General features: G+C 67.0%; 23 protein-coding genes and 1 pseudogene. 3 read left to right on the top strand and 21 right to left on the bottom strand.

Annotated features, from left to right (window positions below):
* Positions 1–57: 57 nt before the first annotated feature.
* Positions 58–930, top strand: coding sequence for a LysR substrate-binding domain-containing protein (locus tag DIE13_RS17280; protein ID WP_124828301.1), 873 nt, complete (start codon positions 58–60; stop codon positions 928–930).
* 22 nt (positions 931–952) lie between these two features.
* Here DIE13_RS17280 and DIE13_RS17275 read toward each other — a convergent pair whose 3' ends face one another.
* The 13 genes from DIE13_RS17275 to sapR all read right to left on the bottom strand — a co-directional run bounded on the left by DIE13_RS17275 (position 953) and on the right by sapR (position 14,555).
* Entirely contained in the window at positions 953–1,288 is a 336-nt protein-coding gene (locus tag DIE13_RS17275) for a type 1 fimbrial protein (RefSeq protein ID WP_124828300.1), read from the bottom strand.
* Between the two features lie 361 nt (positions 1,289–1,649).
* On the bottom strand, positions 1,650–1,904 hold the full coding sequence (locus DIE13_RS17270; RefSeq protein ID WP_124828299.1) for a GlsB/YeaQ/YmgE family stress response membrane protein: 255 nt from the start codon (positions 1,902–1,904) through the stop codon (positions 1,650–1,652).
* 142 nt (positions 1,905–2,046) lie between these two features.
* Positions 2,047–2,673 carry a fimbrial protein gene (locus tag DIE13_RS33420; RefSeq protein WP_233410016.1) on the bottom strand — a complete coding sequence of 209 codons (627 nt, stop codon included), beginning with the start codon at positions 2,671–2,673 and terminating at the stop codon, positions 2,047–2,049.
* A 387-nt stretch (positions 2,674–3,060) separates the two neighbouring features.
* Complete coding sequence (locus DIE13_RS17260) at positions 3,061–5,658, bottom strand: fimbria/pilus outer membrane usher protein (RefSeq protein WP_124828297.1); 2,598 nt, start codon at positions 5,656–5,658, stop codon at positions 3,061–3,063.
* A 193-nt stretch (positions 5,659–5,851) separates the two neighbouring features.
* Positions 5,852–6,592, bottom strand: coding sequence for a molecular chaperone (locus DIE13_RS17255; protein WP_124828296.1), 741 nt, complete (start codon positions 6,590–6,592; stop codon positions 5,852–5,854).
* 112 nt (positions 6,593–6,704) lie between these two features.
* A complete protein-coding gene (locus tag DIE13_RS17250) occupies positions 6,705–7,256 on the bottom strand; it encodes a fimbrial protein (protein WP_124828295.1) in 552 nt (183 codons plus the stop codon).
* A 420-nt stretch (positions 7,257–7,676) separates the two neighbouring features.
* Complete coding sequence (locus tag DIE13_RS17245) at positions 7,677–8,453, bottom strand: ABC transporter ATP-binding protein (RefSeq protein WP_124828294.1); 777 nt, start codon at positions 8,451–8,453, stop codon at positions 7,677–7,679.
* Complete coding sequence (locus tag DIE13_RS17240; protein ID WP_124828293.1) at positions 8,450–9,364, bottom strand: ABC transporter ATP-binding protein; 915 nt, start codon at positions 9,362–9,364, stop codon at positions 8,450–8,452. The genes DIE13_RS17245 and DIE13_RS17240 overlap by 4 nt, the downstream gene beginning before the upstream one ends.
* Position 9,365: 1 nt before the next feature.
* On the bottom strand, positions 9,366–10,280 hold the full coding sequence (gene nikC / locus DIE13_RS17235; RefSeq protein ID WP_124828292.1) for a nickel transporter permease: 915 nt from the start codon (positions 10,278–10,280) through the stop codon (positions 9,366–9,368).
* 66 nt (positions 10,281–10,346) lie between these two features.
* Positions 10,347–11,417 carry an ABC transporter permease gene (locus DIE13_RS17230; protein WP_124828291.1) on the bottom strand — a complete coding sequence of 357 codons (1,071 nt, stop codon included), beginning with the start codon at positions 11,415–11,417 and terminating at the stop codon, positions 10,347–10,349.
* A gap of 10 nt (positions 11,418–11,427) precedes the next feature.
* Positions 11,428–13,029 carry an ABC transporter substrate-binding protein gene (locus DIE13_RS17225; RefSeq protein WP_124828290.1) on the bottom strand — a complete coding sequence of 534 codons (1,602 nt, stop codon included), beginning with the start codon at positions 13,027–13,029 and terminating at the stop codon, positions 11,428–11,430.
* 64 nt (positions 13,030–13,093) lie between these two features.
* Positions 13,094–13,657, bottom strand: coding sequence for a D-alanyl-D-alanine dipeptidase (gene ddpX / locus DIE13_RS17220; RefSeq protein ID WP_124828289.1), 564 nt, complete (start codon positions 13,655–13,657; stop codon positions 13,094–13,096).
* Between the two features lie 16 nt (positions 13,658–13,673).
* Positions 13,674–14,555 carry a sap1 transcriptional regulator SapR gene (sapR, locus tag DIE13_RS17215; protein WP_124828288.1) on the bottom strand — a complete coding sequence of 294 codons (882 nt, stop codon included), beginning with the start codon at positions 14,553–14,555 and terminating at the stop codon, positions 13,674–13,676.
* 400 nt (positions 14,556–14,955) lie between these two features.
* Between sapR and DIE13_RS17205 the strand changes: the two are divergent.
* A pseudogene (locus DIE13_RS17205) lies at positions 14,956–15,396 on the top strand (HipA domain-containing protein); the annotation flags it as partial.
* Between the two features lie 37 nt (positions 15,397–15,433).
* Here the strand turns inward: DIE13_RS17205 and DIE13_RS17200 are convergent.
* The 7 genes from DIE13_RS17200 to DIE13_RS17170 all read right to left on the bottom strand — a co-directional run bounded on the left by DIE13_RS17200 (position 15,434) and on the right by DIE13_RS17170 (position 22,969).
* A complete protein-coding gene (locus DIE13_RS17200; RefSeq protein WP_124828287.1) occupies positions 15,434–16,687 on the bottom strand; it encodes a hypothetical protein in 1,254 nt (417 codons plus the stop codon).
* A gap of 26 nt (positions 16,688–16,713) precedes the next feature.
* Complete coding sequence (locus DIE13_RS17195; protein ID WP_124828286.1) at positions 16,714–17,256, bottom strand: class I SAM-dependent methyltransferase; 543 nt, start codon at positions 17,254–17,256, stop codon at positions 16,714–16,716.
* 80 nt (positions 17,257–17,336) lie between these two features.
* On the bottom strand, positions 17,337–18,926 hold the full coding sequence (locus DIE13_RS17190) for an ABC transporter substrate-binding protein (RefSeq protein ID WP_124828285.1): 1,590 nt from the start codon (positions 18,924–18,926) through the stop codon (positions 17,337–17,339).
* Between the two features lie 136 nt (positions 18,927–19,062).
* Entirely contained in the window at positions 19,063–19,395 is a 333-nt protein-coding gene (locus tag DIE13_RS17185; protein ID WP_124828284.1) for a sugar ABC transporter ATPase, read from the bottom strand.
* Positions 19,396–19,630: 235 nt separating this feature from the next.
* Positions 19,631–19,960, bottom strand: coding sequence for a hypothetical protein (locus tag DIE13_RS17180; RefSeq protein ID WP_124828283.1), 330 nt, complete (start codon positions 19,958–19,960; stop codon positions 19,631–19,633).
* A gap of 160 nt (positions 19,961–20,120) precedes the next feature.
* Entirely contained in the window at positions 20,121–21,680 is a 1,560-nt protein-coding gene (locus DIE13_RS17175; RefSeq protein WP_124828282.1) for a DHA2 family efflux MFS transporter permease subunit, read from the bottom strand.
* Positions 21,681–22,066: 386 nt separating this feature from the next.
* A complete protein-coding gene (locus tag DIE13_RS17170) occupies positions 22,067–22,969 on the bottom strand; it encodes a LysR family transcriptional regulator (RefSeq protein WP_124828281.1) in 903 nt (300 codons plus the stop codon).
* Between the two features lie 147 nt (positions 22,970–23,116).
* On the opposite strand from DIE13_RS17170, the gene DIE13_RS17165 reads away from it, so the two are divergent.
* A complete protein-coding gene (locus DIE13_RS17165; protein WP_124828280.1) occupies positions 23,117–25,147 on the top strand; it encodes an FUSC family protein in 2,031 nt (676 codons plus the stop codon).
* A 14-nt stretch (positions 25,148–25,161) separates the two neighbouring features.
* On the opposite strand, the gene DIE13_RS17160 is transcribed toward DIE13_RS17165, so the two are convergent.
* Positions 25,162–26,082 (bottom strand): bestrophin family protein, encoded by a 921-nt coding sequence (locus tag DIE13_RS17160; protein ID WP_124828279.1) that lies wholly within the window; start codon positions 26,080–26,082, stop codon positions 25,162–25,164.
* Positions 26,083–26,086 lie beyond the last annotated feature (4 nt).

The raw sequence follows: 26,086 nt of genomic DNA, 5'->3' as shown, positions 1-26,086 counted from the left end.
CGTGTCGGACAGCGCGCGCCGGTGCCGGCGCGCGATTTTCCGTTTACCCGCTTCGTCATGCGCCGACTTCCACCCCTGCACGCGTTGCAGATATTCTCGACGGTGGCCCGCCACCGCAGCTTTACGCGCGCGGCCGAGCAACTGTGCCTCACGCAGGGCGCGGTGAGCCGGCAGATCCAGACGCTCGAAGCGCATTACGGTTTTCCGCTGTTCAAGCGCCATGCGAAGGGCCTCACGCTGACGGCGGAGGGCGAGCAATTGCTGCCGGTGGTCGACGAGAGCTTCGCGCGGATCGAGGACATCTCGATGAAGCTCACGCGGCAGCGTACCGATCTGGCGTTGAAGGTGCCGACCTGCGTGATGCGCTGGATGCTGCCGCGCATCATGCGCTTCCAGGGAGAACATCCCGATCTCCACGTGCAGATCACGACCGCGTGGCAGCACGTCGTCGATTTCTCGACCGAACCGTTCGATGCGGCGATCGTCTACGGCATGTCGCCGGGCGCGGGCGTATTCGCGCTGCCGCTGTTCGACGAACGGCTGACGCCGGTATGCGCGCCCGAGCTGCGGCAAGCGTCGCCGCTCGACGCGGTCGGCGATCTCGCGCGCCATACGTTGCTGCATCCGACGCGCGACCATCGCGACTGGCGCGCGTGGCTCGAGCACGCGGGCGAGCGCGCGGTCGATGCGGAGCGCGGGCCGACCTTCGACACGCTCGATCTCGCGACCAACGCGGCGATGCAGGGTTTCGGCGTGGCGATCGGCGACGTGACGCTGGTCGACGACGACGTCGCCGCGCGCCGGCTCGAGCGGCCGTTCGACATCGTGCTCGAAACGGGTGCACGCTACTTCTTCGTCTATCCCGAGAACATCGCCAGCCAGCAGAAGATCCGCGCGTTCAGCGACTGGATAGCCGCCCATCGCGACTGACGTGCGACATCGGCGGCGGGCTTCACTGGTAGGTCACGACGGCGATCATCGGTGCATGATCGTTGCCCGGGCGGTCAGGTAAAGCGATTGCGCGCGAGGCCTGTGTAAAGGTCGTGGTCTTGATCGTGCGCAGGCTGGCCGCGTCGACGAACGCAACTTGCCCGCTCGCCGGGCGCGGACAGTCGGGATGCACGCGCGCATGCGCGGCGTCGGCCGTATCGAGCGCGAACGAGCACGGCGGCTCGACGATCATGCCGGTGAAGTGGATGATGCCGGACGTGCCGGCGGCAAACGAAGGGGACGAGGCCAGAAGCGCGGCAGCCAGGGCAAACGAGGCGGCAAACAGGCGATGCTTCATGACAGGCTCCAGAGAGGAAGCGCGTCGCAGCAGGGCCGCTCGAATGGCAGTCCGTCAACGCCGCGATGCTGTATGCGTAAACGGCAACTTCATCGGACCTCTTGAATGAAAAAAACCGGAACAACGGCGATCAGTCAATGACGCCGTATTCCTCCAATCAATTTATCTCAAATTTGCGCGCCCGCAAGTCAGGGTATTGCCGGTGACGCAAGCCGGCGGGACGGGCGTCGATGGATGCGGCGCTTGTGGGTAAATCGTTGAGAACTCAACGAGTCCGCGGTCCGGCAGATCGCGACGGTCCAAAAGGAAACGGCCGCTCGAATTGAGCGGCCGTCCGGCATTGCAGCGGGCGATGCGGCGGTCAGCCCGCGCGCTTGCGCACCGCGCCGACGATCACGAGCAGCACGATCGCGCCGACGATCGACGCGATCCAGCCTGCGCCCTGGCCCGGTGCGTACCAGCCGGCGGCGCGGCCGACGTAGCCCGCGACGAGCGAGCCGACGATGCCGAGCACGATGGTCATCAGGATGCCCATCTTGTCGTCGCCGGGTTTGAGCGCGCGGGCGAGGAGGCCGACGATGAGCCCGACCACCAGGGTTTCGATGAATTGCAGCATGAATGCCTCCCTATGGCTGTTGAGCCGTTGACGAAAGGAAGTGGACCGGCACGTCGCACCGAGGTTCCCCGTGGCGGCAAACACGCGCGCGGCGGCGCGAGTATCGCATGGTGCCGTGTCGTGCGCATGTCTCGCGTGCCGTTCATTGATAGTCGAGCAGGACCTGCGCCGCGGCATGAACGGAACCGCCGCCGATCTTCGCGCCCGTCTGCAGATAGGACGCCCGGAGCCGAATCGACGGCGATCCGCCGGTGGCCGGGTTGTAGCTCGTCACCGCGTGCGATTTTTGCAGCGTCAACGACTGGCCGGTCGCGGCATCGGCGATATGGATGCCGATGCCGCTGGCCGTGGCATCCGGACGCAACTGCATTGCGCCGGGCATGCCGACGACGACGTCGTCCAGCGGGGACAGTTGGTATCCGATTCGGTTGTAGCCGGCAGGGCAGTTGTTCAACTGCACCTGGAAATCGGTCGCGCCGGCGGTTGAGCCCACGCCGTTGAACACGCGCTGCTGCACGGGCGGCAGCGTGACGGTCTGGTCGGGAATCGAGCACGTTCCGTTGATGAAGGCGACCTTCGCGGCGAGGAAGACCTGCGACGACGCACCCAGGATGCCCGATTTGTAATTGATCGTGTAATAGGCGCTGAGCATGCCGGAATTGAGCGACCCATCCTGAGTCTGTCGGCTGTCGCGAAACAGCGTGACTTCCAGCGTGTTGCGCAGAGTCGTCTTCGTCGACGAAACGGCCACGTTGCCGTCGACGATCATGCGCGTGGACAGGCCAGACACATTGGTTTCCAGATCGGGGCCGTCGGATATCCACACGCCGCCTTTGGGATACATCTTGATGCTCGTGATCTGGCAGGTGCTCGCGCCGCAAACGTCCTGCGGCGTGAAGTAATGACGGGCGACGACGGTTCCGGGCGTCGCGCCTGCCGGGCTCGAAACCGTTGCCTGCCCGAATGCATAGAGCGAGGCTGCAGCCGCGTCGGTCGTCGATGCGACGCATGAGAGCAGAAAGGTCGATGCGGCCGCGATCAGGCGGGACATGCGTCGGGCAACGCCGCCACGTGCGTCGTGCATGCACGACGTGCGTGCCCGGCGCGTAGCCCGGGTCGATGCGGACGATGGGCGAAGGTCAGTCATCTGGATTCCTTATTGGGTGTCGGCGGTGATCGAATCGGCCTGGCAGACGCTCGTGACGGTCTGTATGCCCGGCGAGCGCCGGTGACGTTTCGCAACGGGAAGCTCGTATGCGATGCGGCAGACCGAGCGGCCGTCGTCGCCCCATTGAACCGTCAGCGAGCCGCGCTCGCTGAGTCCGCGCGCGAAGACCTTGCTCGCCTGGGCGACCACGCCGACTTCCTTGCCGGTCTCGTCGCGCACGACGGCGCCGAAGGGCAGCGGCGTGCCATCGACCTGTGGCGCCCGGACGAGCGCTGCGCGACCTGTGTTGGTTGCAAACCGGATGAGCGGCACCGCACCGGCGCGCGGTGCGATCTGCCGGCTGGTTTCCTTCAGTTCCACGTCCATCGAGATCCCTTTCGGATCGAGCGCGACCGTATTGAGGCTGTATGGCGTCAGATATGGCACGACCGCATAACCGTTGCCGTCGACCTTGACGCCTGCCGCGTTCGTGATGCGAGCGCCGGCCGCGCCCGGCGCCTCGACGATCGCGAAGGTCTCGGACACGGGCTGCGAAAACGTGATGCCGCCGCGGTGAGCGACCAGTGCGCCGCGCACGCCGAGCGAACCCTGCTGGAAGTCCGTGCCCGCGCCCGCGCTGGCATTGACTTCGGCCATGCGCGTGCGGTAGGTGACGCTGGCACTGCCGTCCGTGACCGCGTCCGGCCCGGACGCGTGGTTCGCGCTGACGCTGTACGACAGCGCATGGTCGTCGCCGAGCGATCCGGACAGCGTCGACTGCAGCCGGGCGCGGCCGAGTGCATCGCGGGACACGTTGCCGGTGGCGGTCATCGGGTGCTCGCGGCCGAACGGGATTGTGACGCTGGCGTAATAGAGCGTGCCCATGTCGCCGCCGGCGTTGCGCTGCCGCGTGGCCGTCAGGCTATATGACACGTTGCGGAACCGGTTCGTATAACCAATCGAATAATTGACGTCCGAGCCGGCGCGGTTCCAGTAGTTCACGGCCGACGCCGTGGCGTTGATGCGCCCGCCTGTCGCGCCGAGGCGCTGCGTGAGCGCCAGCGATGCGCGATGGCGCTGGCGCCAGACCGAGTCGATCGACTGGCCGTCCCGCACCGCATCACGCGCCTGCATCGCATCGTTCAGGCCGAAATAGCCATCCGTCGAGTAGCGATATGCGGCCAGGGCGACGTCGGTGCCGGTCGCCTCGACGGACTTCGCATAGCTGACACGGATGCTTGAGCCGTTGTAGCGCTTCGCGCCGGGAAGCGAGGTCATGGCATGCGTCAGATCCGCCCCGAACGCGCCGAACGACGTATTGAAGGCGCCACCCAGCATCGCGGACGCGTAGCCGGTAGCAAGCGTGACGCCGCCATAGGCCGTCAGCAGGTTGGTCAGGCCGCGCTGGTAGGTGGCCTGCGTGAACAGCGGCTGGCTCGAGCCGTGGGGATTGCGCAACGTGCCGGCGACGAAGCTGTAGCGGCCGATGCCCGGACGCAGCGACATCGGCACGGCGGCGTAGGGTACCGAGAACGTGTGCACGGCGCCGTCGGCTTCCTCGACCGAGACCTGCAGGTCGCCGCCGTACCCGGTCGGATACAGGTCGTCGATTTCGAAATTGCCGGGCGCGACCGTCGTCTCGTAGATCGTCACGTCGTTCTGACGGATCGTCACCTTCGCATTGCTGTTCGCGATGCCGCGCACCACCGGCGCATAACCGCGCAGCGAGTCGGGCAGCATCCGGTCGTCCGTCGACAGGCGCACGCCGCGGAACTGCGTCGAGTCGAACAGTTCCCCCGACGTGTAGCTTTCGCCGATGACGAGCTGCGAGGACAGCGAAGGCAGGTCGCGCTGGACATAGGTCGCGATGCCCTGGTACCGGCTCTGACCGCGCGACGACCATGAATAGGAGCCTTCGTGACGGAAGCGCCAGGTGCCGAGATTCACGCCGCCGTTCAGGCCGAGATAGCCCTGCGTCTGGGCGGTGTGGCCGTTGGCCTTCGACGTGTAGAGGTTGAAGTTGTAGCCGAGCAGCCCGACGGTTTCGCCGGCGGTCCATTGGTCGGGGCTCACGTAGCCGCGCGCCTTGCGCGCGAGCAACGCCTGCGGGATCGAGAGCCGCAGTGTCTGTCGCGTGAAGTCGAACGCCGCGCCGGCCCCCGGCACGGCTTGCTCGAGCCGCAGGCATGCGTGCTCGCCGTCGAGTTCCGCGACGACCTCCGGCGCGAGCTTGCCGAAATCGATGCCGACGCGTTCGAGCAGTGTGCGGTCGAAGCACGGCCTGGCGTCGCCCGAGTCCGGTGCGGCCACGAAGCGCACGTCGTAGCGGCCGATCCAGTCGGAGCCGACATGGATGTCGGCGGTATACACGCCTGGGGCCGTCACGTTGCGCCGTGCGAAGCGCGAGACGTCGAAATGCTTGCCCAGGCGATGCTGCATGAATGCACCGTCGAACTCGACTTGCGCGAGCGCGGCGTCGGCGGCCGATGACGTCGTCGCGCGCCCGTCGCTTGACCACGCGCCGACGCAGGCCGCTACCAGCAGATGGACCGGTTTGATGCGTGGCATGTCGGCCGCATCGTGGCGCGACGGTCGAGTCGTGATCATGCGCAGTACTCCATAATGTTTTGGATCGGGCGGGCGCGTTTAACCGGCGCAGGCGCGGGTGCGCGCGTCGCTGCGCGGCGAATGTCGAATCCGGGGGATTCCGTGCCGTCCGGTCGGGACGGCGGATATGACGGTGAACGAAAAGGGGATGCGGGCGGCGCGTCAGCGGTGCGCGTCGCCGGCCTCGGTCGCGCTACGGGGTGACGCTGACCGGTTGTTCGATGTCGGTTGCCCGGCCCCAGTCGTTGATGCTGCCGAATTCGACCGTTGCACCTGCGGCGGGCGCGTCGGCGAGATTCTTGATCGGGAATCGTTGCGTGCTTCGAGGCAGCACGTAGCCCATGCCGGCATCATGCTTGCGCCCGGCGGATTTCAGCAGCACGTTGCCGAAATTGACGACGAACGGCGTCGGATTGCTCGCCTCGATCGCGTAGCCGTCATCGACGCGAACCACGCGCCAGTCGAGCTGCCTGGGCGCATCGTCGGCGTTGCCGGCCAGTCCATCGGGCCGGTACATGATCTTGATGCGGGAGCGGAACGCGAGCTGGATACGGTTCCGGCTGTCTGCTGCGGACGCCTTCGGCGGCACTTCGAGCACGTTCAGCCAGAACAGCGACTCCCTGTCGGCTGGAAGCGGTTCGCCGGTGTGCACGAGACGCAGCGTCTGGCCATTGCCGGATTCCATCCGGAAGATCGACGGCGTCAGCGTGAACGGCACGTCGATGTTCTCGGGCAACGCGCCGCTGTTTCCGTCGTCGAGCCACGCCTGTACCAGCGCGGGACGCTTGCTGTCGTTCGTGAGCTGGATCGTGACCTCGCGCTCGCTGGACGGGAAGATCACGCGCGTGCCGGCGATCACGACGCTCGCGTCGGCCTGCGACGCGAATGCGGTGACGGCGAGGGTCAGCGTACGGAAGAGCTTCAACAGTTTCATGGGCGTGGAGAATCGGATCGTTGGGCGGGAAGCGGGCGCAGACGGCGGTTTGCGCACCGGGCGGCGCGATGCGGCGGAGATCGCCGCGGCGGCGACCTCCACGCGCTCGTCCTTACTGGTAGATCAGCGAGTACTCGACACGCGAGGTGACGTCGCCGGCCTTCACGGCGCCGGAGGCGTAGTACTCGGCGAAGTAGTTCAGCTTCGCGTTGCCGTCGGCATCGATATCGACGAGTTGCGTGCTGGCACCGGTTTGGGCGCCGATGGGGATCTGCTTCTGTTGAGCATCCAGCACGTTGATCTGGACGCCTTCGGCGGCCTTGTCGCCCTGGTCGATCGTCAAGCGGCCGCTCGACTGATCGACGTTCGTGCCGTTCTCGAACACGACGCCGACCTTTACCGGATTGTCGTCGCCGACCGTGCAGCCCTTGAGCGCCAGCGAGAACGCGCTGCGACCGGCGACGGAGCCGACGTCGACGAGCGCGGTGGTGCTGACCGGCGGCAGCGGGACGGTGAGATCCGATCCGCCCTCGACGCTGCACGTCGACGCGATGACTTTGCCGTGGAAGTTGACGGTGCCGTCCGCCGCGTGGGCCGCGGACGAAAAGGCGGCACCGGCGGCGACCAGCAGGAACGGGATGGCGCTGCGCTTGATGGTTCTCATAGGTAAAACTCCAAAGAAAGTTCGAATTTCGAAAGCACGCAGTGAATTTAAATCTCGGAAAGGCGCGTTTCGGATTGAATTGTGCCAATCTCGTAATGATTTTGTAATGTGACTGGTACGAATCAATACGTTTTTCTCTTAGTACAAGTACTAAGTTGTGTGTTGCCAGGATTGGCATTCAGGCGGAGGGGCCGGGGGAGCAGGCAGGAGCGGCCCGGATGGGCGAGCGGATTGTCCCGATGCCGAAATCGGACGGGGCGCCGATTCCGGCGGTCGCGCTATTCGCTATTCGAAGCGGATTGGAGGGGAAATGACCGGCCGACCGAGTGTGGCGGCCGGCCTGTCGCGTTGCGGGCGGGGCTCGTCATGCGACGTCCGCGCGCGCGTGCGAGCGTTCGCGATTTCGCCGAGCGCTGCGCGTCAGGTCGCGGGCGCGTCGATCGCCGGATCGAGACGGCGGTAGCCTTCGGTCGCGCGCAGCAGCGTGCGGGTGTAGTCGCGTGCGACCTGTCCGGCGCGCACGTCCTCGATCCGCAGTTGCTCGACGATCTCGCCATGCTGCATCACCGCGACGCGCTGGCACAGGAAGCCGATCACCGCGAGGTTGTGGCTGACGAGGATCATCGTCAGGTTGCGTTCGCGATGCAGGCGGCGCAGCAGGTTCAGGATCTCGGCCTGCACCGACACGTCGAGCGCGGAGGTCGGCTCGTCGAGCAGCAGCACGCGCGGCTCGACGATCAGCGCGCGCGCGATCGCGACACGCTGGCGCTGGCCGCCCGACAACTGGTGCGGGTAGCGGAAGCGGAACGACGGGCCGAGCCCGACTTCGGACAGCGCACGGGCGATCCGCGCGTCGGCGTCGTTGATCCGGTGGATCGACAACGGCTCGCGCAGCGTCTGGTCGACCGTGAAGCGTGGATGCAGCGACGCGTACGGATCCTGGAACACCATCTGCACGTGGCGGCGGAATGCGCGCTCGAGCGTGCCGCCGACCGGCCGGCCGTCGATCGACAGGCTGCCGCCCGCGAGCGGCACGAGGCCCGTCAGCGCGCGCAGCAGCGTCGACTTGCCCGAGCCCGATTCGCCGACCAGCCCGAACACTTCACCGTCACGCACCGCGAAGCTTGCATCGCGCACGGCGTCGACATGACCCGTGCGGGTCGGAAAACGGATCGAGACGTGATCGACATCGATCATCGTGCGGCCTCCTGCGGTTCGGCCGGCGCGGATGCGGGCGACGCGGCGTCGAGCCACGCCGGATCGCGCCACAGCACCGGCAATTCGTCGGGCGGGTTCGCGAGCGGCGGATTCGCCGCGAGTAGCCCGCGCGTATAGGGATGCGTCGCGTTGCGCAGGTCGCGCGCGGCGCAGGTCTCGACCACGCGGCCCGCATACATCACCGCGACGCGATCGCAGAACGACATCACGAGCGGCAGGTCGTGGCTGATGAACATCAGGCCCGTGCCGTGCCGCGCGATCATTGCGTCGAGCACCGCGAGCACCTGCATCGATACCGCGACGTCGAGCGCGGACGTCGGTTCGTCCGCGATCAAGAGGCGCGGGCCGGTCGATACCATCATCGCGATCATCACGCGCTGGCCCATGCCGCCGGACAGTTCGTGCGGATACGCATCGGCGACGCGCGCCGGATCGCGGATCTGCACGGCCGCGAGCGCATCGACGATCCGTTCGCGCAGCGCGCGGCCGCGCAGCCCCGGCTCGTGCAGACGGAACGCTTCGCCCATCTGCTTCTCGACGCTCATCACCGGGTTCAGCGAATACTTCGGGTCCTGCAGGATCATGCCCATCTGGCTGCCGCACAGGCGCCGGCGCTCGCGCGGCGACATCGCGAGCAGATCGTGGCCCGCGAAGCGCATCGTGCGCGCCGAGCAGCGGGCGGCTTCAGGCAGCAGCCCGAGCAGCGCGCGGCCCGTCAGCGATTTGCCGGAGCCGGATTCGCCGACGATGCCGAGCCGTTCGCCGGGCGCGAGCGTCAGCGACAGGTCGCGTACCGCGTCGGTGACGACGCCGTCGTGTCCGCGAAAGCCGATCTTCAGGTCGTCGATCTCGCAAAGCGGCGTGGATGCGTGGACGGAATTCACGGGCATGTCACGCTCCATGACGAGGATCGAAGACGTCGCGCAGCCCGTCGCCGAGCAGGTTGAACGCGAGGCTGACGAGCAGGATCGCCACGCCGGGCAGCGTCGCGACCCACCACGCGTCGAGCAGCACATTGCGGCCCGATGCGACCATGAAACCCCATTCGGGGCTCGGCGGCTGCGCGCCGAGGCCGAGGAAACCGAGGCCCGCGACGGTCAGGATGATGCCGGCCATGTCGAGCGTCGCGCGTACGATCACCGACGACATGCAGAGCGGCATGATGTAGCGCAGCAGGATGCGCGGGCCCGACGCGCCTTGCAGCCGCGCCGCGTGGATGTAGTCGGCCTGCGCGATGCGGATCGTCTCCGCGCGTGAGAGCCGCGCATACGCGGGCCATGCGGTGATCGAGATCGCGACGACCGCGTTGATCACGCCCGGCCCGAGCGCGGCGGCGAACGCGAGCGCGAGCACGATCTTCGGGAACGCGAGCGCGATGTCGGTGAAGCGCATCAGCACGCTGTCGACGAAGCCGCCGCAATAGCCGGCCGTCGTGCCGATCAGCAGGCCGATCGGCACGACGATCACGACGACGAGCAATGCGATGCCGAGCGTGAGCCGCGAGCCGGCGATCATCCGCGAGAGGATGTCGCGGCCGAGTTGGTCGGTGCCGAGCCAGTGCGACGGCGAGCCGGGCGGCAGCAGGCGGTCGGGCAGCACCTGCTGCAGCGGATCGTGCGGCATGATCAGCGGGCCGACGACGGCGACGGCGATCAGCGCGACCAGGATCGCGAGCCCGAACAGGTTGAGCGGATTGACCGCGAAACGGCGCCAGCGGCGATACGCGAGGCCGAACGCGGCCTGCGAGCGCGACGCGGGCGCATCGGAGAGAAGCCACGCACGCAGCGTGAGACGCTCGGCATTCATGATCGGACGGCCTTCGGCATGGACGATGAAAGAAAAACGGTGGAAACGGTCATGTCGAAGCGGCCCTCAGCGTGCGCGCGGATCGAAGACGCGGTACAGCGCATCGGTCAGCAGGTTGACGGTGATGAACATCGCGCCGATCACGAGCGTCGCGCCGAGCACCGCGTTCATGTCGGCGTTCAGCAGCGCACCCGTCAGGTACGAGCCGATCCCCGGCCATGCGAACACGATCTCGGTCAGCACGGACCCTTCGAGCAGGTTGCTGTATGTGAGCGCGATCACGGTCAGCAGCGGCACCGCGATGTTGCCGAACGCGTGCCGCCAGATCACGCGGCGCTCGGACATGCCTTTCGCGCGCGCGGTGACGATGTATTCCTGGCTCAGCTGGTCGAGCATGAACGAGCGTGTCATCCGGCTCAGGTAGGCCACCGAGTAGTAGCCGAGGATCGCGGCCGGCAGCGCGATGTGCGACACCGCGTTGCGGAACACGTCCCATTCGCCGGCGAGCGCCGAGTCGATCAGCAGGCTGCCGGTGTGCGTGTCGACCATCCCGTCGTACGCGGGGTCGAGCCGGCCGGGGCCGGCGACCCAGTGCAGCCGCGCGTAGAACAGCAGCAGCCCCATCAGCCCGAGCCAGAACACCGGCACGGAATTGCCGATCAGCCCGACGAAGCGTGCGACGTGGTCGATCGGCCGGTTGTGCCTGACCGCGGCCACGACGCCGAGCGGCACGCCGATCGCGATGCCGATCAGAGTCGCGATCGATGCGAGTTCGAGCGTGGCCGGGAACACGCGCCTGATGTCGTCGAGCACGGGGTTCGACGTCAGCAGCGACATGCCGAGGTTGCCGTGCAGCACGTCGCGCGCGTAGATCAGGAATTGCGTGACGAGCGGCTTGTCGAGGCCGAGCGCGATGCGTTCGGCCGCGTATGCCTCGGCCGACGCACGGTCGCCGAGGATCGCGAGCACGGGATCGATCGGCACCTTGCGGCCGATCACGAAGGTCAGCGCGAGCAGGCCCGCGAACGTGACGGCGAGCGTGAGCGCCCAGCGCAGCACGCGCAGCGCCCAGCGCACGGCCGGGCGCCGCGCGGGCAGCGTGCGCAGCGCTTCGAAGGAGGAGGCGGGGGTCGACATGCGGCGAATCTTATTGCTTCTTCAGGTTGCGGTACGACACGAGATCGTTGATCGGTCCGACTTCGAGCCCGCTCACGCCAGGCCGCGTCGCGACCTGCGCGACTTTCTCGAACATGATCACGAACGGCGAGCGCGCGAGCATTTCCTTCTGCATCGCCTGATACAGCTGTGCGCGTTTCGCGGCCGTCGGTTCGGCGAGCGCGGCGTCGGTTTCCTTCGTCAGTTGCGGGATGTCCCAGCTGTTGCGCCAGGCCAGCATTTTATAGCTCGACTTGTCGGAGTTGTCGGGGTTCCATGCAAAACCCTGCGCGTTGCTGTGCGGATCGATATAGTCGGCCGACCATTCGCCGATATAGATGTCGTGCTGGCGTGCGCGGTATTTCGCGAGCGTCTGCTTGTTGTCGCCCGGAATCAGCTGCACCTTGACGCCTGCTTGCGCGAAGTTCGCCTGCACGGCCTGCGCGATCTCCGTGTACGGATAGTCGTTGCGCACGTCCATCGTCACCGAGAAGCCGTTGGGCACGCCGGCCTTCGCGAGCAGCGCCTTCGCCTTCGCCACGTCGAGCCTGTACGGATTCGCATTCAGCGTGCCGAGGAAGCCTTCGGGCAGGAAAGTCTGGTGCACCTTGTAGGTCGTCTTCACGACGTTGGCCTGGATGCCCGAATAGTCGACCAGCCACTTCAGCGCTTCCTGCACGTCGGGCTTCGCGAGCGTCGGGTTCTTCGTGTTCAGCCCGAGGTACAGCAGCGTCGCCTGCGGCGATGCCGTGACCTTCGCCTTGCCGGATTTCACGACCGATGCGAGATCGTCGGGGCTCAGGTCGCGCGCGGCGTCGACGTCGCCGTTCTCCAGCAGCAGGCGCTGGCTGGCCGCTTCGGGCACGTGACGCAGCACGATGCGCTTCATCGCGAGCGGCAGCCGGTAGCCGTCGAAGCGCTGCAGCACGATGCTGTCGCCGGCGGTCCACTTGACGAGCTTGTACGCGCCGGAGCCGGCCTCGTTGGTCTTCAGCCATGCGTTGCCGAAGTCGTTGCCCTGCTGGTGCGACAGCAGCAGCTTCTTGTCGACCACCGACGCGGGCCACGAGCCGAGCACGTTCAGCACGAAGGTCGGCGCGTATTTGCGGTCGGTCGTGACCGACACCGTCAGGTCGTCGATCTTCTTCACGTTCGCGGCGACGTTCGCCTTCGTGAGGCCGATGCCGGTCAGCACGGCGGCCGGCCCTTTGTCGAGCAGCACCGCGCGCTGGATCGACCAGGCGACGTCGTCGGCCGTCAGCGGATTGCCCGAGTGGAACTTCAGGTTCGGGCGCAGCTTGAACGTGTACGTCAGCCCGTCGGGGCTCACCGTCCACGACTGCGCGACGTCGCCGTTGAATTTCGACGGATCGCGCAGGTCGACGCGCACGAGCCGGTCGTACGTGTTCGCGACGTATTCCTCCGGCACCAGCTCGTAGATCTCGCCCGGATCGAGCGTCGTGAACTCGTCGAGCAGCGTGGCCATCACGAACATGTCCTTCGGCGTTTCCGCGTGCGCGGCGGACAGCGGGGCGGCGGCAAGAACGGACGCGGCAGCCAGCGCCGCGACGAGCCGGGATGTCAGGGGTTTCATGTGCGCTTCTCCAGTGGTCGTTGAAGTCGTTGTACGTGAACGGTGAAGGGGGTGTGCATCGTCGTTACATCAGGCGCCACGGGCCGCTCGCCGTGTTGTCGATCTGCGGTAGCGCGCGCGAGCCGGGCAATTCGTAGTGCCACCACTCGCTGTCGATATGCGCGAAGCCGGCCGCGTGCATCACGCCGAGCAGCAGCAGGCGGTTGCGTTGCACGGCTTCGGGCAGCCCCGGGTGGAAATGGCCCGACGCGGCCACCATCTCGTCGAAGCCGGTGCCCATGTCGAGCGGCTCGCCGTCGGTGCTTACCAGCGTCAGGTCGAGCGCGGTGCCGCGGCTGTGATTCGAGCCGCGGCCGAGATCGGCGACGAAGTTCGGATCGGGCAGGAAGTCCCACAGCACCTGCTGTGCCTGCGGCGGCCGGTATGCGTCGTAGATGCGCAACGTGAAGCCGGCCTGTGCGGCGACGTCGACCGCGCGACGCAGCGCGGCTTCGGCCGGTTCGAGCAGCAGACAGTGGGCGCGGCGGTAGATCGGCTTGCCGGTCAGGTTGCGCTCGGTCGCGTAGACGAGATCGATCTCGACGCGATGCGTGGCGGGCGTGATTTCGACGAGGCGGTGATGGGTCATCGGCGGTCCGGGGCGCTCAGGATTCGAATTGGTCGAACGTGTGCTGCAGTTCGCGGTTGCGCGCGACACGTCGGTCGATCGCGGGGCCGAGGCGGTCGACCACGGCCGTGATCAGCAGGTTGAACAGGCAGGTGAGCGGCGCGAGCGAGTCCCAGAACTGGCCGACGTCGGTCTTCACCTGCAACAGGTCGGCCGGCCACTCGCGTGCCCACGGGCAGTACAGATCGGTGACCAGGGCGAACGGCTGGCCGCGCTCCGCGGCCGCCTGGCAATAGCGGCGCGCGCTGCGTGAATACGCGCGCGTATCGGTGACGATGCAGTACGGCTGCTCGAACTCGGAATTCAGCGAATCGACGTACGAGCCCGACTGGCCGTCGGAATAGAACACGCGCGGGCGCAGGTATTCGAGATAACTGCTGAACGCATTGCTGATACCGCGAGTCGACTGGATGCCGAGGATGAACACGGCGTCGGCATGCGCGATCCGGTCCGCGACGTGCGCGAACACTGGTTCTTCGGCGAGCCGGTACACGTGACGGATCGCATCGAGTTCGCGCTCGAGCGACGACGCGAGCGTGCCGTCGCTGCGGGTGTCGTCGGAGGCGCGCGCGAGCGTGCCGGTCGTTCGCCGGTATTCGTCGAGACGATCGGTGATCATCCACGGACGGTCGCTGCTGCCGCGCAGTTCGCGTTTCAGATCGTCGAGGTTCCGGTAGCCGACGCTGCGCAGGAAGCGCCCGACCGAGATGCCGCTGGTGCCGGTCTGCTGCGCGATCTGGTCGGCCGTTTCGAGCCCGAGCCGGTCGAGGTTCGCGAGCATGTAGCTCGCGATGCGCTTCGCGGTCGGCGTCAGCTCGGCAAAGCGGGATTCGACGGTATGGGCGAACGCGCAGGTCATCGGAATGTTAGATCGTTGTCATCGGATGATTCGGTGTCATCCATCTAACAAAGCCAAAATCATCTGCGCCAGCAGATAAAAACTATGGCTTAACAGAGGGCGATAGGGCCGAGAGGCGTGTCCAACGGCAGGATCGCGAGGTGCAACAGCGAAAATTATTCCTGTCAGAGATATCCCGCATTTATTGTCTACTGGACCCACACCGTGAATCTCATCGTCAATACCCCTGGGCAACTGGGTGAAATCCTGTCGTCCACGCGTCAGGCCAAGGGGCTGAGGCAAGCCGAGGCGGCGACGCGCATCGGCGTCGGGTAGTCGCGTCTGGCGTCGCTCGAGAGCATGCGCACCGAAAGCCTGTCGCTTCGCCAACTGCTCGAATTCACCGCGCAGTACGGCCTCGAAATCAGAGGCCGCGCAACCGGATCTCGATACATTGTTCAGCGCGCTCGTTGTGTTCTGGATGCTTGCCGGGCTGGACGGGCATGCGAAGAGCTTCAGCCTGCGCTTGCTGCCGGGCGGACGTTTCCGCCTCACGCAGCCCTACGCCGTGATGTCGATCCGGCCGGTCGAAGGCGACGGTGCGGATCAATGATCGTGGCACAACGCGTAGCTCGCGATGGCCGTGCACGGCAGGCGCAAGCACTAGGTGATGCGCGACATCACGCGTCGGCACTTTACCGAGATGGCTGAACAATGCCTGCTCGGCGATATCGCGACGCCGCAGGTGATCGAGTCGGGCGGCGCGGCGTTGCCCGCCGGGTTTCCGGCGCGGATCGCCGACCGTATTCAGGGCGGATTGCGCTTTGCCGCGCAGCGTCTCGACGACATGCCGCACACGTGATGCCTGGCGCGTGAGCGCCCGGCACCACGCCCGTCTTTCACTGCTGCATGTCCGGCGCTTCGCGCAGCCGCCAGATCGCATTGCACTGCTGGCCGCCGAGGCTCGTCGAGCGCAGCGTGATGACGGCGCCGGCCACGATCCGATACCAGAAATGCGCCATCAGTTCGGTGCCTTTGCGCTGCGCGTGTCCGTCGATCAGCACTTCGCATCGCAGCGGCGACGGCGATCCGGACGGGTGCGTGATGTACACGTTCAGCCGCTCGATGTCGCGGGTCGCGGTGAACACGATCTCGTGATTGCCGCTGCCGACGAGCATCGTGCCGCCCGGTTCGTCGATCGCCTGCAGGTACGCGCCCGGGCTTGCCTCGAGCGCGACGGCGGTGACGGTCAGCCCGGCCGCGCGCACGTACTCGGTCGCCGCGATGCGGGCACCGATCGTATCGGACGGCGACGGCGTACCGTCCGACAGCGCGAACGGCATGCCGTCGCGCAGCGCCGAGTCGACATGGTTCGCGTAGTAGCGCCAGCGGTCGAAGAAGCGAATGTCGCCGGTCATGTGCAGCGCACGGATCGGTTCACCCTGATACCGCAGCGTCGTGATGCCGTCGTGCGCGTCGAACGATTCGTGAATGCCGTTCTTGCTGACGAAGTTCTGCACCGGGTCGAGCAGCGCGGTTTCGCCGCGTGCGCCCCACAGGTGCAGGAACGTCGTATCGATCCCGAAGCATTCCTGGAAGTCGGTGCCGATGCGCGCGACGCAGTCGCGCAGGTGCGCCGCGTAGCGCGTCCATGCCGCCGCCGTGCCGGCCACGAGCCCGGCCTGCAGCGCACCGCCGTGGCGCGCCGTGACTTCGTCGACGACGAGACGCCAGTGATGGTCGCGCCGCTCGCCGATCAGCGGCGTGACGACGAACGTGCAGAAGAGCGGATCGGGGCACGCGTACAGGCGGTCGTCTCCGATCTGCGAGAACAGGTCGAACGACGGCGCGCAGAACCAGATGTCCGCGTCGTACAGCGCGAGCCTGGTGATCCGCGGATTGCGCGCGCAATAGTCGGCGGCCTCGATGAAACGGCCGACCGGCAGCGCATGCGTGCTCGATGCTTCGATCACGTCGACCGACTGGCTTTCGAGGATGCGCCGCTTGTGTTCCGACAGCCCGTAGCCGATGACCGCCACCGTCCCGTCGTAGCCGGTTTGCCGCAGCGACAGCAGGAACGGCACGAGCATTTCGTACCACGCGCGGTTGTTGTCGTTGATCGCCACGCAGACCGCGTGCCCGTTCGAATGCATGGTGCCTCCCCGTGGTGCGCGCCGGCTCAGTAGCCGACGTGGCGTTCGCAGACGACCGCGCCGCAACCGCGGCTGTCGTGATACGTGATGTGAAACTGCTTGTTGTCCCACAGCCACTGGAACACGGCCTGGTACACGCCGGACGTGTTCATGTCGTGCAGCACGATCTTCTTGCGCGCGAGCGGACCGAACCGGTTCAGCTCGGCGAGCGTCTGCTCGTACGTATGCGTGGTGTCGATGAACAGCAGGTCGGATGCCAGCGGCTCCATCGCGAGATCGTCGGCGATCCTGAATTCGAAGTCGATCGACAGGTTCTTCGCCGCGTGCTTCAGCTCGTCCTGGATGTGGAAATACTGGTCGGTGATGTCGACCGACACGAGCCGCTTCGGCTGCGCGAGCATGAAGGCGGTCGTGGTGAGCCCGGTGAAGACGCCCAGCTCGAGGATGCTGTCGCATCCGGCGGCCGTGTCGGTATAGAAGTCGAAGCGCGACGGGCTGTCGCCGAGCCAGCCGATCGGTTCGATCTTGTACTGGAGAAACTCCAGCCGCAGTTCCTGTAGCGAGCGCATTGTGTGGTACCCCGAGCGAAGCGTATTGGAAGTGTGATGCGCCCGCGCGCCGGTATGGCCGGCAGCGCGGGCAGCGGGCGTTACTTGGCCAGCGTCCGGTACGACACGAGGTCGTTGATCGGTCCGATCTCCGGCCCCGTCGCGCCGGGGCGCGTCGCGACCTGCACGACCTTCTCGAACATGATGATGAACGGCGAGTTCGCGAGCACGGACTTCTGCAGCGCTTCATAGCGCTGCGCGCGCTTCGCGGGCGACGGCTCGACGAGCGCGGCCTCGGTGTCCTTCGTCAGTTGCGGGATGTCCCAACTGTTGCGCCACGCGAGCATCTTGGTGGTCGACTGGTCGGAATTGTCCGGATTCCATGCGAAGCCGCGTGCATTGCTGTTCGGGTCCATGTAGTCGGGCGACCATTCGCCGATGAAGATGTCGTGCTGGCGCGCGCGGTACTTGCCGATCGCCTGCTTCGCGTCGCCCGGGATCAGCTTCACGCGGATGCCGCCCTGCGCGAAGTTGGCCTGCAGCGCCTGTGCGATCTCGATGTACGGATAGTCGTTCGGCATGTCCATCGTCACGTCGAAACCGTTCGGCAAGCCGGCCTTCGCGAGCAGTGCCTTCGCCTTCGCGACGTTGAGCTTGTACGGGTTCGAATTCAGCGTGCCGAGGAAGCCTTCGGGCAGGAAGGTTTCGTGCACCTTGTAGGTCGTGCCGACGATGTTGCGCTGGATGCCGTCGTAGTCGACGAGCCACTTCATCGCCTGCTGCACGTCGGGCTTCGCGAGGTTCGGGTTCTTCGTGTTCAGGCTCAGGTACAGCAGCGCGGAGACCGGCCACGACGCGACCTTGATCTTGCCGGCCTTCGTCAGCGCGGCGAGGCTGTCCGGGCTCAGGTTGCGCGCGGCGTCCACGTCGCCGTTCTCCAGCAGCAGCCGCTGCGCGGACGCTTCGGGCACGTGACGCAGCACGACGCGCTTCATCGGGTACGGCGTGCGGTACTTGTCGAAACGCTGGAGCACGATGCTCTCGTTCGGCATCCACTTGACGAGCTGGTACGGGCCCGAGCCCGCATCGTTGGTCTTCAGCCAGCCGCTGCCGAAATCGTTGCCTTGCTGGTGCGACAGCAGCAGCTTCTTGTCGAGGACCGACGCCGGGCACGCGCTCAGCACGTTCAGCACGAAGCTCGGCGCGTATTTGCGGTCGGTTTCGAGCACGAAGGTCTGCGGATCGACTGCGCGGACCTTCTGCATCACGTTCACCTTCGTGAGGCCGAGATCGGCGAGCACGCCGGCGGGGCCCTTGTCGAGCAGGATGGTGCGCTGCAGCGACCATGCCACGTCGTCGGCGGTTACCGGGTTGCCGGAGTGGAACGTGACGCCGGGGCGCAGCTTGAACGTGTAGGTGACACCGTCGGCGCCGACGGTCCACGATTGCGCGATCTGTCCGTTGAAGCGCGTCGGATCCTTCAGGTCGACCCGCACGAGGCGTTCGTAGGTGTTCGCGACGTACTCGGACGGCACGAGCTCGTAGATTTCGCTCGGATCGAGGGTCGTGAATTCGCCGAGCTGGGTGGCGACGACGAAAATGCCGGGCGGCGTCGCGGCCTGCGCCGGCAGCGCCGGGACAAGCGCGACGAGCGCGGCGCTGACGAACAGCCGGGACAGCAGATGCTTCATGCGGGCTCCATCGAAAAGGAATCGTGGTGCGATTCTCTCATCGACGGCCGCCCGGATGAAAATATTCGACAACGCGCGCACGACGGCGCGCAAAGGGGCGCGGGCAGGCCGGGCGAGCGCCCGGCGCCGGCGGCGCTCAGATCACGCAGCGCGCGATCGCGAAGCGCATCGCTTCCTCGGCCGGCTCGCTGCCGGAGCCGCGCACGACCTTGACGACCGAGCCGTTGGCCGACGGCGTAAGCGTGACGAAATACGAGCGCGAGCCGACGGCAATGTCGGTGACACCGTTGTGCTGCGACTGCTCGGTGCCCGACAGGCGGCTGTCGAGGCAGTTGGCGATCGCGTAGGCCGGACGGGCCGACGACACGTAGATCATCGGCGCCGAACCGGATGCGGCCGAGTCGGAAGAGGGCGCGGAACCGCAGGCGGCGAGCAGTGCGGCGGGCAGGAGCAGCAGGAGTCGTTTCATGATCGGAATCGTCGTGTGTCTCGTGTCGAGGCGGGGTACGCGAAACGCGGAGCTTCGCGACGAAACCGCCGGAATCGTGCCGTTTTTGACGGTCGATGCGGGAGGCGGCTGACGTCGGAGTATACCCGCGGCACCGGACGCGAGCGCGTTGCTGAAACGATTCGATACAGAAGCGCCCGCTGTCGCGCGGCGGCAGCGGGCGTTTCAAGCGGTGGCGAATCGACGCGTGCCGGCGTTACGGGCCGATCTTGTGGCTGACCGCATTTTCCTGCTGGTTCAGCGCGTGCTTTTCGCTCTGGGTGATGTGGCTGCGATCCTGCGCGGCCATGTCCCGCTCTTCCTGGCGGATCTGGCGGTCGTCACGGTGCAGGCGCGCGGCCTGTGCGTGCGACATCTCGCCTTCCTTCACTTCGTGATGGATCCGGCGATTCTGGTTGGCGAGGCGATGATTGACCTCTTCGCGGCGCGGATGCGCCTGTTGCCACGGCGTGTCGGCGAACGCGGTGCCGGTCAGCACCGACATCAGGGTGGCGGCAATCGCAAGATGGCGGGTGAAGGCTCGCATGACGTTTTCTCCTGTCGTTGCGCGTCACGGAACGTGCGCGCTTGTCGAAAAAACGCCGGGCGGGCCGCGGCTGTTGACGTTTCCTGCTGTATCGATTGCAAGTCTTTATTACGTCTGCCAATGGCAATTCGCAATTCGCAAGTGCGATTGCGGCGCGCGCTCAATGCGCGCCTGCTGCCGCTGCATCCGTATCGCCACTGCCCGCGCGCGACGGCTTCGTGATCCAGATCAGCGGAATGATCGCGACGAAGATGATCGCCGACACGTAGAAGATGTCGTTCAACCCCATCACTGCCGCCTGCGAATCGACCGACGCGTTGAAGAACGCGAGCGCCGAATCGGGGCTCAGATGCAGCAGCGAGCGGGCCGCGTCGATCTGCTGGGCGAAGACCGGGTTGCCGGGGCTCGCCTGTTCGGTGAGCCGGACGTGATGCAGGATCGTCCGGTCGTTCCACGCGTTGCTGATCAGCGACGTGCCGACCGCGCCGCAGAACGTGCGGCCGAAGTTCGACAGGCCGGCGGCGGCCGGGATCTTTTCCGGCGGCAGCCCCGACAGGATGATCGCGGTGAGCGGCACGAAGAACATCGCCATCGGAATGCCCTGCAGCAGCGTCGGCAGCACGAGGTCCCAGTGCGACACGTCGGAATAGAACATCGTGCGCATCATGAACACGACGGCGAAGCCGATGAACGCGAGCGTCGCGAGGTAGCGCGGATCGGTGCGCGGCAGGACGCGTCCCATCACCGGCGTCAGCACGATCGCGAAGATCCCGAGCGGCGCGGTGGCGAGCCCCGAGTCGATCGCGCGATAGCCGAGATAGCCCTGCATCCACTGCGGCAGCAGCACGAGCGTGCCGAAGAACATCCCGTATGCAACCGAAATCGCGATCGTGCCGCCCGCGAAATTGCGCTGTGTGAAGAGCCGCAGGTCGACGATCGGATTGGCTGCGGTGAGCTCCCACACGAGGAAGAACGCGAAGCCGACCAGCGCGACGATGCCGAGCGCGACGACGACGGGCGAGTTGAACCAGTCGAGATCCTTGCCCTTGTCGAGCATGATCTGAAGCGACGCGACCCACAGCACGAGCAGCACGAGGCCGACCGTGTCGATCGGCATGCGGCGCGTGGCCGATTCGCGATCGCGGAACACGATCCACGTGACCGCCGCCGCGAAGAAGCCGACCGGAATGTTGATGTAGAAGATCCACGACCAGTTGTAGTCATACGTGATCCAGCCGCCGAGCGACGGTCCCGCGATCGGGCCGACGAGCGCCGTCATCGACCACAGCGCGAGGGCCGTCGCCGACTTCGGTCGTGGCCATGCGCCGAGCAGCAGCGCCTGCGACAGCGGTGCGAGCGGCCCGGCGACCGGGCCCTGCAGGATCCGGGCGGCGAGCAGCGTCGGCAGGTTCGGCGCGATCCCGCACAGCCACGATGCGAACACGAACAGCAGGATCGACGTGACGAACAGGCGCACCTGGCCGAAGCGCTGCGTGAGCCAGCCCGTCAACGGAATCGACACCGCGTTCGCGGCCGCGAAAATCGTGATTACCCACGTGCCTTCGTCGACCGACACGCCGAGGTCGCCCGAAATCGTCGGAATGGCGACGTTCGCGATCGACGAGTCGAGCACGTTCATGAACATCGCGAGCGATACCGCGATCGTGCCGATCGCGAGCCGGCCGCCCGTCAGCGGGCCGGGATTGGACGGAGAGGACATGGCGTTCCTGCGTGATGGAAGGTGGTCCGCGCGATGCGGCGCCTGCGCGGGCGAACCGCGAAGCGGACGGACGCACGCTGCCGGCGGGCGGCGCGCTCAGGCGGCGCCGTCTTGCGGCAACGTGCGGTTCGGTTCAAGTGTCGAATCGGCGGTGCGACGCCGTGACGGGCTCCGGCTGGCGGGCCAGCGTCGGTCAGGAAGGCGCGACGCGCGTGACGCGTCGGCGGGCAGCGGGCTCGTGGCTGCCGTAGCGTGTGGTGTCGTTTTTCATGGCCACAGGCTAACGATGCGGCGAACGGCGATCAACGCTTGCCCGCTCATTAATTCCTTTCGTCGGCCGCAACAATCCGGCCGGCGCGGGCCGAATGCAGGACGTGCGATGCGCGTTACGGCGCGCTTCGCCAGCCGGTGAAGACGTCCGTCAGGAATTCGACGAACGCGCGCACCTTGCTGTCGAGCGTCGCGCGGCGCGGATAGAGCGCATGCAGCTCGATGTCGTCGGTGCGGTGCCAGTCGGGCAGCACGATTTCGAGTTCGTTCTTTTCGAGCCGGCGCGCCGTGTAGTGTGTGGAGATCAGCGCGATGCCGCCGCCGCTCGCGGCCTGGCGCAGCACGGTGACCGATTCGTTCGAGATCAGCACGGGCCGCACCGGCACGTCGGCGACGTCGCCGGCCGCGTTGGTGAGCCGCAGCGTCAGGCCCGGTGCATCGCGGCCGACGTACAGGATGTCGTGCTGCGCGAGTTCCTGCGGCGTTTGCGGCCGCCCGGCACGGTCGAGATAGGCCGGGCTCGCGGCGAGCTTCGCGTGCGACCAGCCGAGCGAGCGCGCAACGTAGCCGGAATCGGTCAGCGTGCCCGCGCGCAGCGCAACGTCGAAACCGTGCTCGACGAGGTCGAGCGGGCTGTTGTCGTAGATCAGTACGAGCTGGACGCGGGAATAGCGCCGGTGAAACTCGGCGAGCGCCGGCTCCAGCTCGAACAGACCGATCGAGTAGGGCACCAGCACGCGCAGCGTCCCTTCGGGATCGGTGCGCAGCGCGCGCGCCTGGCGGTCCGCGTCGAGCAGGATCTCCTCGGCGCGCAGGCAGCGCTCGTAATAGTCGCGGCCGGCTTCGGTGACGGCCACGCGGCGCGTGGTCCGGTACAGCAGTTGCACGCCGAGATCGTCCTCCAGTTGCTTGACCTTGCGGCTGACGCGGCTGAGCGCCAGGTCGAGTTGCACCGACGCGGCGGTAAAGCTGCCGCGTTCCACCACACGCAAGAATATCCGGATGCTCTCGAAGTCCATACAGGTTGTTTCCGTGTTCGGCTTGCGCGCATCTTACCGTCGCTGGCCGAATCGTTTCATGTCGACCGCGCGATTATCCCGCCCGCTGTAATAACGCATCCCGCGCAGGCCATAGTGGCAGCCGCCGCGCGACCGTATGCTCGCCGGATGAAATTCGCTCTCCCCGGCCTGCCGCCGTTCGCGGCGGTGCGCACCGCGTTGCGCGACGCATGGCCTGCCTTGCCGCCCGGTGCGCTCGGCTTCGCGCTGCGCAACACGGCCGCGTCGCTGCTCGCGCTGTATATCGCGTTCCGGATGAATCTCGACGACCCGAAATGGGCTGCGTCGACCGTATGGATCGTCGCGCAGGGCAGTCGCGGAATGGGGCTGTCGAAGAGCCAGTACCGGATTCTCGGCACCGCGATCGGCGCGGCCGTCGCGCTCGCGCTGACGGGCGCGTTCGCGCAGTCCCCCGAGCTGTTCCTGCTGGCGCTTGCCGCATGGATCGGCCTGTGCGCGGGCGTCGCGACGTTTCTGCGGAATTTCCGTGCGTACGCGGCGGTGCTTGCCGGCTACACGGCCGCGATCATCTCGATGGATGCGGCGTCCGCGCCGCAGCACGCATTCGATATCGCGACCGCGCGGTTCCTGTACGTGGCGGTCGGCATCCTGTGCGGCGCGGCGTTCGAAACGGTGTTCGCGCCGGGGTCGCCGCTGCGCGATGTTCGCGCGCGGCTCGCCCGCTATCTCGCGCGTGCGGTGGCCGTTGGCGCGGAAGCGCTGCGCCGCGAGCCGAGCGGCGCGGCCGTTCACCGGCTCTTCGCCGAGGCGCTCGACCTCGACACCGCGGCCGAATACGCCGCCGCCGGCGCGCCGCCGGTGCGCAACGCGATCGGCCACTTGCGCGCGGCGGTGCTGGGCGTGCTGTCGGCCCATGCAGCGGGGCAGGCGCTCGACGCGCACGCGGCGCGCAGCGGCACCGTACCCGATCCGCTCGTCGCCGATGCCGCGCGCGTGCTCGACGGTGTGGCCGCGTCCGGTGAAGCGGGGCCCGACATGGCGGCGCTGCGCGCACGCGTGGACGGCGCACTGCGCGCCGAGGCCGCCGAGCCGGCCGGCTCGGACACATCGCGCCTGCTTACGCTCGACCGGCTCGATGCACTGCTCGCGGGGTTCGACCGTGCGTTCGCGAACAAGGCGCAGATCGACCTGCCGGTTCCGCCGCCGTCACGGGTCCGCTACGCGTTTCATCGCGACGTGGTGCTCGCGGTTCACAACGGCATGCGCGCATTCATCGCAGTGCTGGTCGCCTCGGCGATCTGGATCGTCACCGCGTGGCCGTCGGGCGCCGGCTTCGTCGCGATCACGGCCGTGGTCGGCGCACTGTTCTCGACCCGCCCGAATTCGGCCCGGGCCGCCCTGGGCTTTCTGAAAGGTGCGGCCTGCGCGGCGGTGGCGGGCGTGGTCTGCAACTTCGTCCTGCTGCCCGCGGTGTCGGGCTTCGAGATGCTCGCGTACATCATCGGCGTGTTCATGATCGGCACGGGCCTCGCGCTGCGCCATCCGCGCACCGCCGCGCTCGGCAGCGCGTTCTCGATCTTCTTCTGGAATTTCACGTCGCCGGACAATACCGCCCGCATCGGCGATGCGGCATTCCTGAACGGCGCACTGTCGACGCTGCTCGGCATCGCGTTCGGCGTGCTGGTGTTCGCACTGGTGTTTCCCGGCGATCCGGGCACGAGCCGGCGGCGTCTGCATCGCGCGGTGCGCCGCGATCTGGCCGATATCGCCCGCAACCCGCGCGGCTGGTCGGCTAGCGCGTGGCTGAGCCGCACCGCCGACCGGCTCGGACGCGAGCTCGGGTTCGCGGGCAGCGTGCCGCAGACGCGGATCGAGCGTGACATGCGCGAGCTACTCGCGATCTGGGGAATCGGCGACAGCCTGTTGTCGCTCGCGGAACTGGCGGCGCGGGAGCCGGCGGTGCGCCGTGCGGCGGCCGCGGTGCGCGGCCGTGTCGCGCGGGCGGATTTCGCGCGGCTCGAACGGACTTGCGACGCCGCGGCGCGTGTACTGCAGCGACGCGTGGCCGATATCGACAGCGACGGCGGCCGCGCATTGCTGCGCGGCATCGTGCTGCTGCGACGGATCGCGGATGCCACCGCCGCGCACGGCCATTTCCTGCGTGGACATGACGACTGAACGCGCCGGCCCGGTCAGGTGAGCCGATACGCCGGGCCCGGCGTCATTTCCGCCGGCAGCGGCTCGCGGTTCAGTTCGAGCAGCGTGCGCTCGATCATCCGCGTCATTGCGTCGAGGGCGAGATGGTTGGGCCCGTCGCCGAACGGCTCGGCGATCGCATGCGCAATGGCATCGAGCGCGATCAGCGTATACGCAACGAACACGGCGACGAACGGCGTGGCCGCACCGATCGAATCGACGAGACCGAACGGCAGCAGCACGCAGTATGCATAGATCGTCCGATGCAGCAGCACGTCGTACGAGAACGGGATCGGCGTCGACGCGATGCGCTCGCAGCCGCTCACCATCGACACGAGGTCTTCGAGGCGCGCGTCGAGCATCCACAGCCGCGTATCGGCAAGCTGGCCCGCGTCGGCGCGCGCAGCGAACGCCTCGCGCAGTTCATGCACGATCGCGACCGGCGCGAACCGCGCGGCGGCGATGCGTGCACAGGTATCGTCGTCGAGCAGCGCGCGCAGGTCGTCGAGCGGATCGGTGCCGCGCAACTGGTGCTTCAGCGCATAGACGAACGCGACGACCTTGCGCACGAACGCCTGCCGCGACGCGTCGTCGTCATCGACCGCGCCGTAGCAGAGCGCCTGCGACACCAGCGTGCGCGAGGCGGTCAGCACGCCGCCCCACAGTTGCCGCCCCTCGCGGTAGCGTTCGTAGCTCGCGTTGTTGCGAAACCCCGCGAAGATCGCGAGCGTGAGGCCGATCAGCGTGAACGGCGTCGGGTTCAGCGGCACCTTCTCGCCGAGCACGCGGCCGCCGCCCCAGACCGCGACGAGACTGATCGCGAGCGTCAGCACGAGCTGCGGCAGGATGGTCGGCAGCACCGAACCGTTCCAGACGAGCAGCATGCGCAGCCAGTGCTCGCGAGGCCGAACGATCATCGCG

Source organism: Burkholderia sp. Bp9016 (assembly GCF_003857765.1).
Lineage (GTDB): Bacteria > Pseudomonadota > Gammaproteobacteria > Burkholderiales > Burkholderiaceae > Burkholderia.
The sequence above is the reverse complement of the archived record's forward strand: the minus strand, read 5'-3'. Positions and strand labels throughout refer to the sequence as shown.

What these genes read in the sequence shown, in the direction of transcription:
- DIE13_RS17280 (WP_124828301.1), top strand. Translation starts at nt 58, where the DNA reads ATGCGCCGACTTCCACCCCTGCACGCGTTGCAGATATTCTCGACGGTG.
- DIE13_RS17275 (WP_124828300.1), bottom strand. Translation starts at nt 1,288, where the DNA reads ATGAAGCATCGCCTGTTTGCCGCCTCGTTTGCCCTGGCTGCCGCGCTT.
- DIE13_RS17270 (WP_124828299.1), bottom strand. Translation starts at nt 1,904, where the DNA reads ATGCTGCAATTCATCGAAACCCTGGTGGTCGGGCTCATCGTCGGCCTC.
- DIE13_RS33420 (WP_233410016.1), bottom strand. Translation starts at nt 2,673, where the DNA reads ATGATCGTCGACGGCAACGTGGCCGTTTCGTCGACGAAGACGACTCTG.
- DIE13_RS17260 (WP_124828297.1), bottom strand. Translation starts at nt 5,658, where the DNA reads ATGATCACGACTCGACCGTCGCGCCACGATGCGGCCGACATGCCACGC.
- DIE13_RS17255 (WP_124828296.1), bottom strand. Translation starts at nt 6,592, where the DNA reads ATGAAACTGTTGAAGCTCTTCCGTACGCTGACCCTCGCCGTCACCGCA.
- DIE13_RS17250 (WP_124828295.1), bottom strand. Translation starts at nt 7,256, where the DNA reads ATGAGAACCATCAAGCGCAGCGCCATCCCGTTCCTGCTGGTCGCCGCC.
- DIE13_RS17245 (WP_124828294.1), bottom strand. Translation starts at nt 8,453, where the DNA reads ATGATCGATGTCGATCACGTCTCGATCCGTTTTCCGACCCGCACGGGT.
- DIE13_RS17240 (WP_124828293.1), bottom strand. Translation starts at nt 9,364, where the DNA reads ATGCCCGTGAATTCCGTCCACGCATCCACGCCGCTTTGCGAGATCGAC.
- nikC (WP_124828292.1), bottom strand. Translation starts at nt 10,280, where the DNA reads ATGAATGCCGAGCGTCTCACGCTGCGTGCGTGGCTTCTCTCCGATGCG.
- DIE13_RS17230 (WP_124828291.1), bottom strand. Translation starts at nt 11,417, where the DNA reads ATGTCGACCCCCGCCTCCTCCTTCGAAGCGCTGCGCACGCTGCCCGCG.
- DIE13_RS17225 (WP_124828290.1), bottom strand. Translation starts at nt 13,029, where the DNA reads ATGAAACCCCTGACATCCCGGCTCGTCGCGGCGCTGGCTGCCGCGTCC.
- ddpX (WP_124828289.1), bottom strand. Translation starts at nt 13,657, where the DNA reads ATGACCCATCACCGCCTCGTCGAAATCACGCCCGCCACGCATCGCGTC.
- sapR (WP_124828288.1), bottom strand. Translation starts at nt 14,555, where the DNA reads ATGACCTGCGCGTTCGCCCATACCGTCGAATCCCGCTTTGCCGAGCTG.
- DIE13_RS17200 (WP_124828287.1), bottom strand. Translation starts at nt 16,687, where the DNA reads ATGCATTCGAACGGGCACGCGGTCTGCGTGGCGATCAACGACAACAAC.
- DIE13_RS17195 (WP_124828286.1), bottom strand. Translation starts at nt 17,256, where the DNA reads ATGCGCTCGCTACAGGAACTGCGGCTGGAGTTTCTCCAGTACAAGATC.
- DIE13_RS17190 (WP_124828285.1), bottom strand. Translation starts at nt 18,926, where the DNA reads ATGAAGCATCTGCTGTCCCGGCTGTTCGTCAGCGCCGCGCTCGTCGCG.
- DIE13_RS17185 (WP_124828284.1), bottom strand. Translation starts at nt 19,395, where the DNA reads ATGAAACGACTCCTGCTGCTCCTGCCCGCCGCACTGCTCGCCGCCTGC.
- DIE13_RS17180 (WP_124828283.1), bottom strand. Translation starts at nt 19,960, where the DNA reads ATGCGAGCCTTCACCCGCCATCTTGCGATTGCCGCCACCCTGATGTCG.
- DIE13_RS17175 (WP_124828282.1), bottom strand. Translation starts at nt 21,680, where the DNA reads ATGTCCTCTCCGTCCAATCCCGGCCCGCTGACGGGCGGCCGGCTCGCG.
- DIE13_RS17170 (WP_124828281.1), bottom strand. Translation starts at nt 22,969, where the DNA reads ATGGACTTCGAGAGCATCCGGATATTCTTGCGTGTGGTGGAACGCGGC.
- DIE13_RS17165 (WP_124828280.1), top strand. Translation starts at nt 23,117, where the DNA reads ATGAAATTCGCTCTCCCCGGCCTGCCGCCGTTCGCGGCGGTGCGCACC.
- DIE13_RS17160 (WP_124828279.1), bottom strand. Translation starts at nt 26,082, where the DNA reads ATGATCGTTCGGCCTCGCGAGCACTGGCTGCGCATGCTGCTCGTCTGG.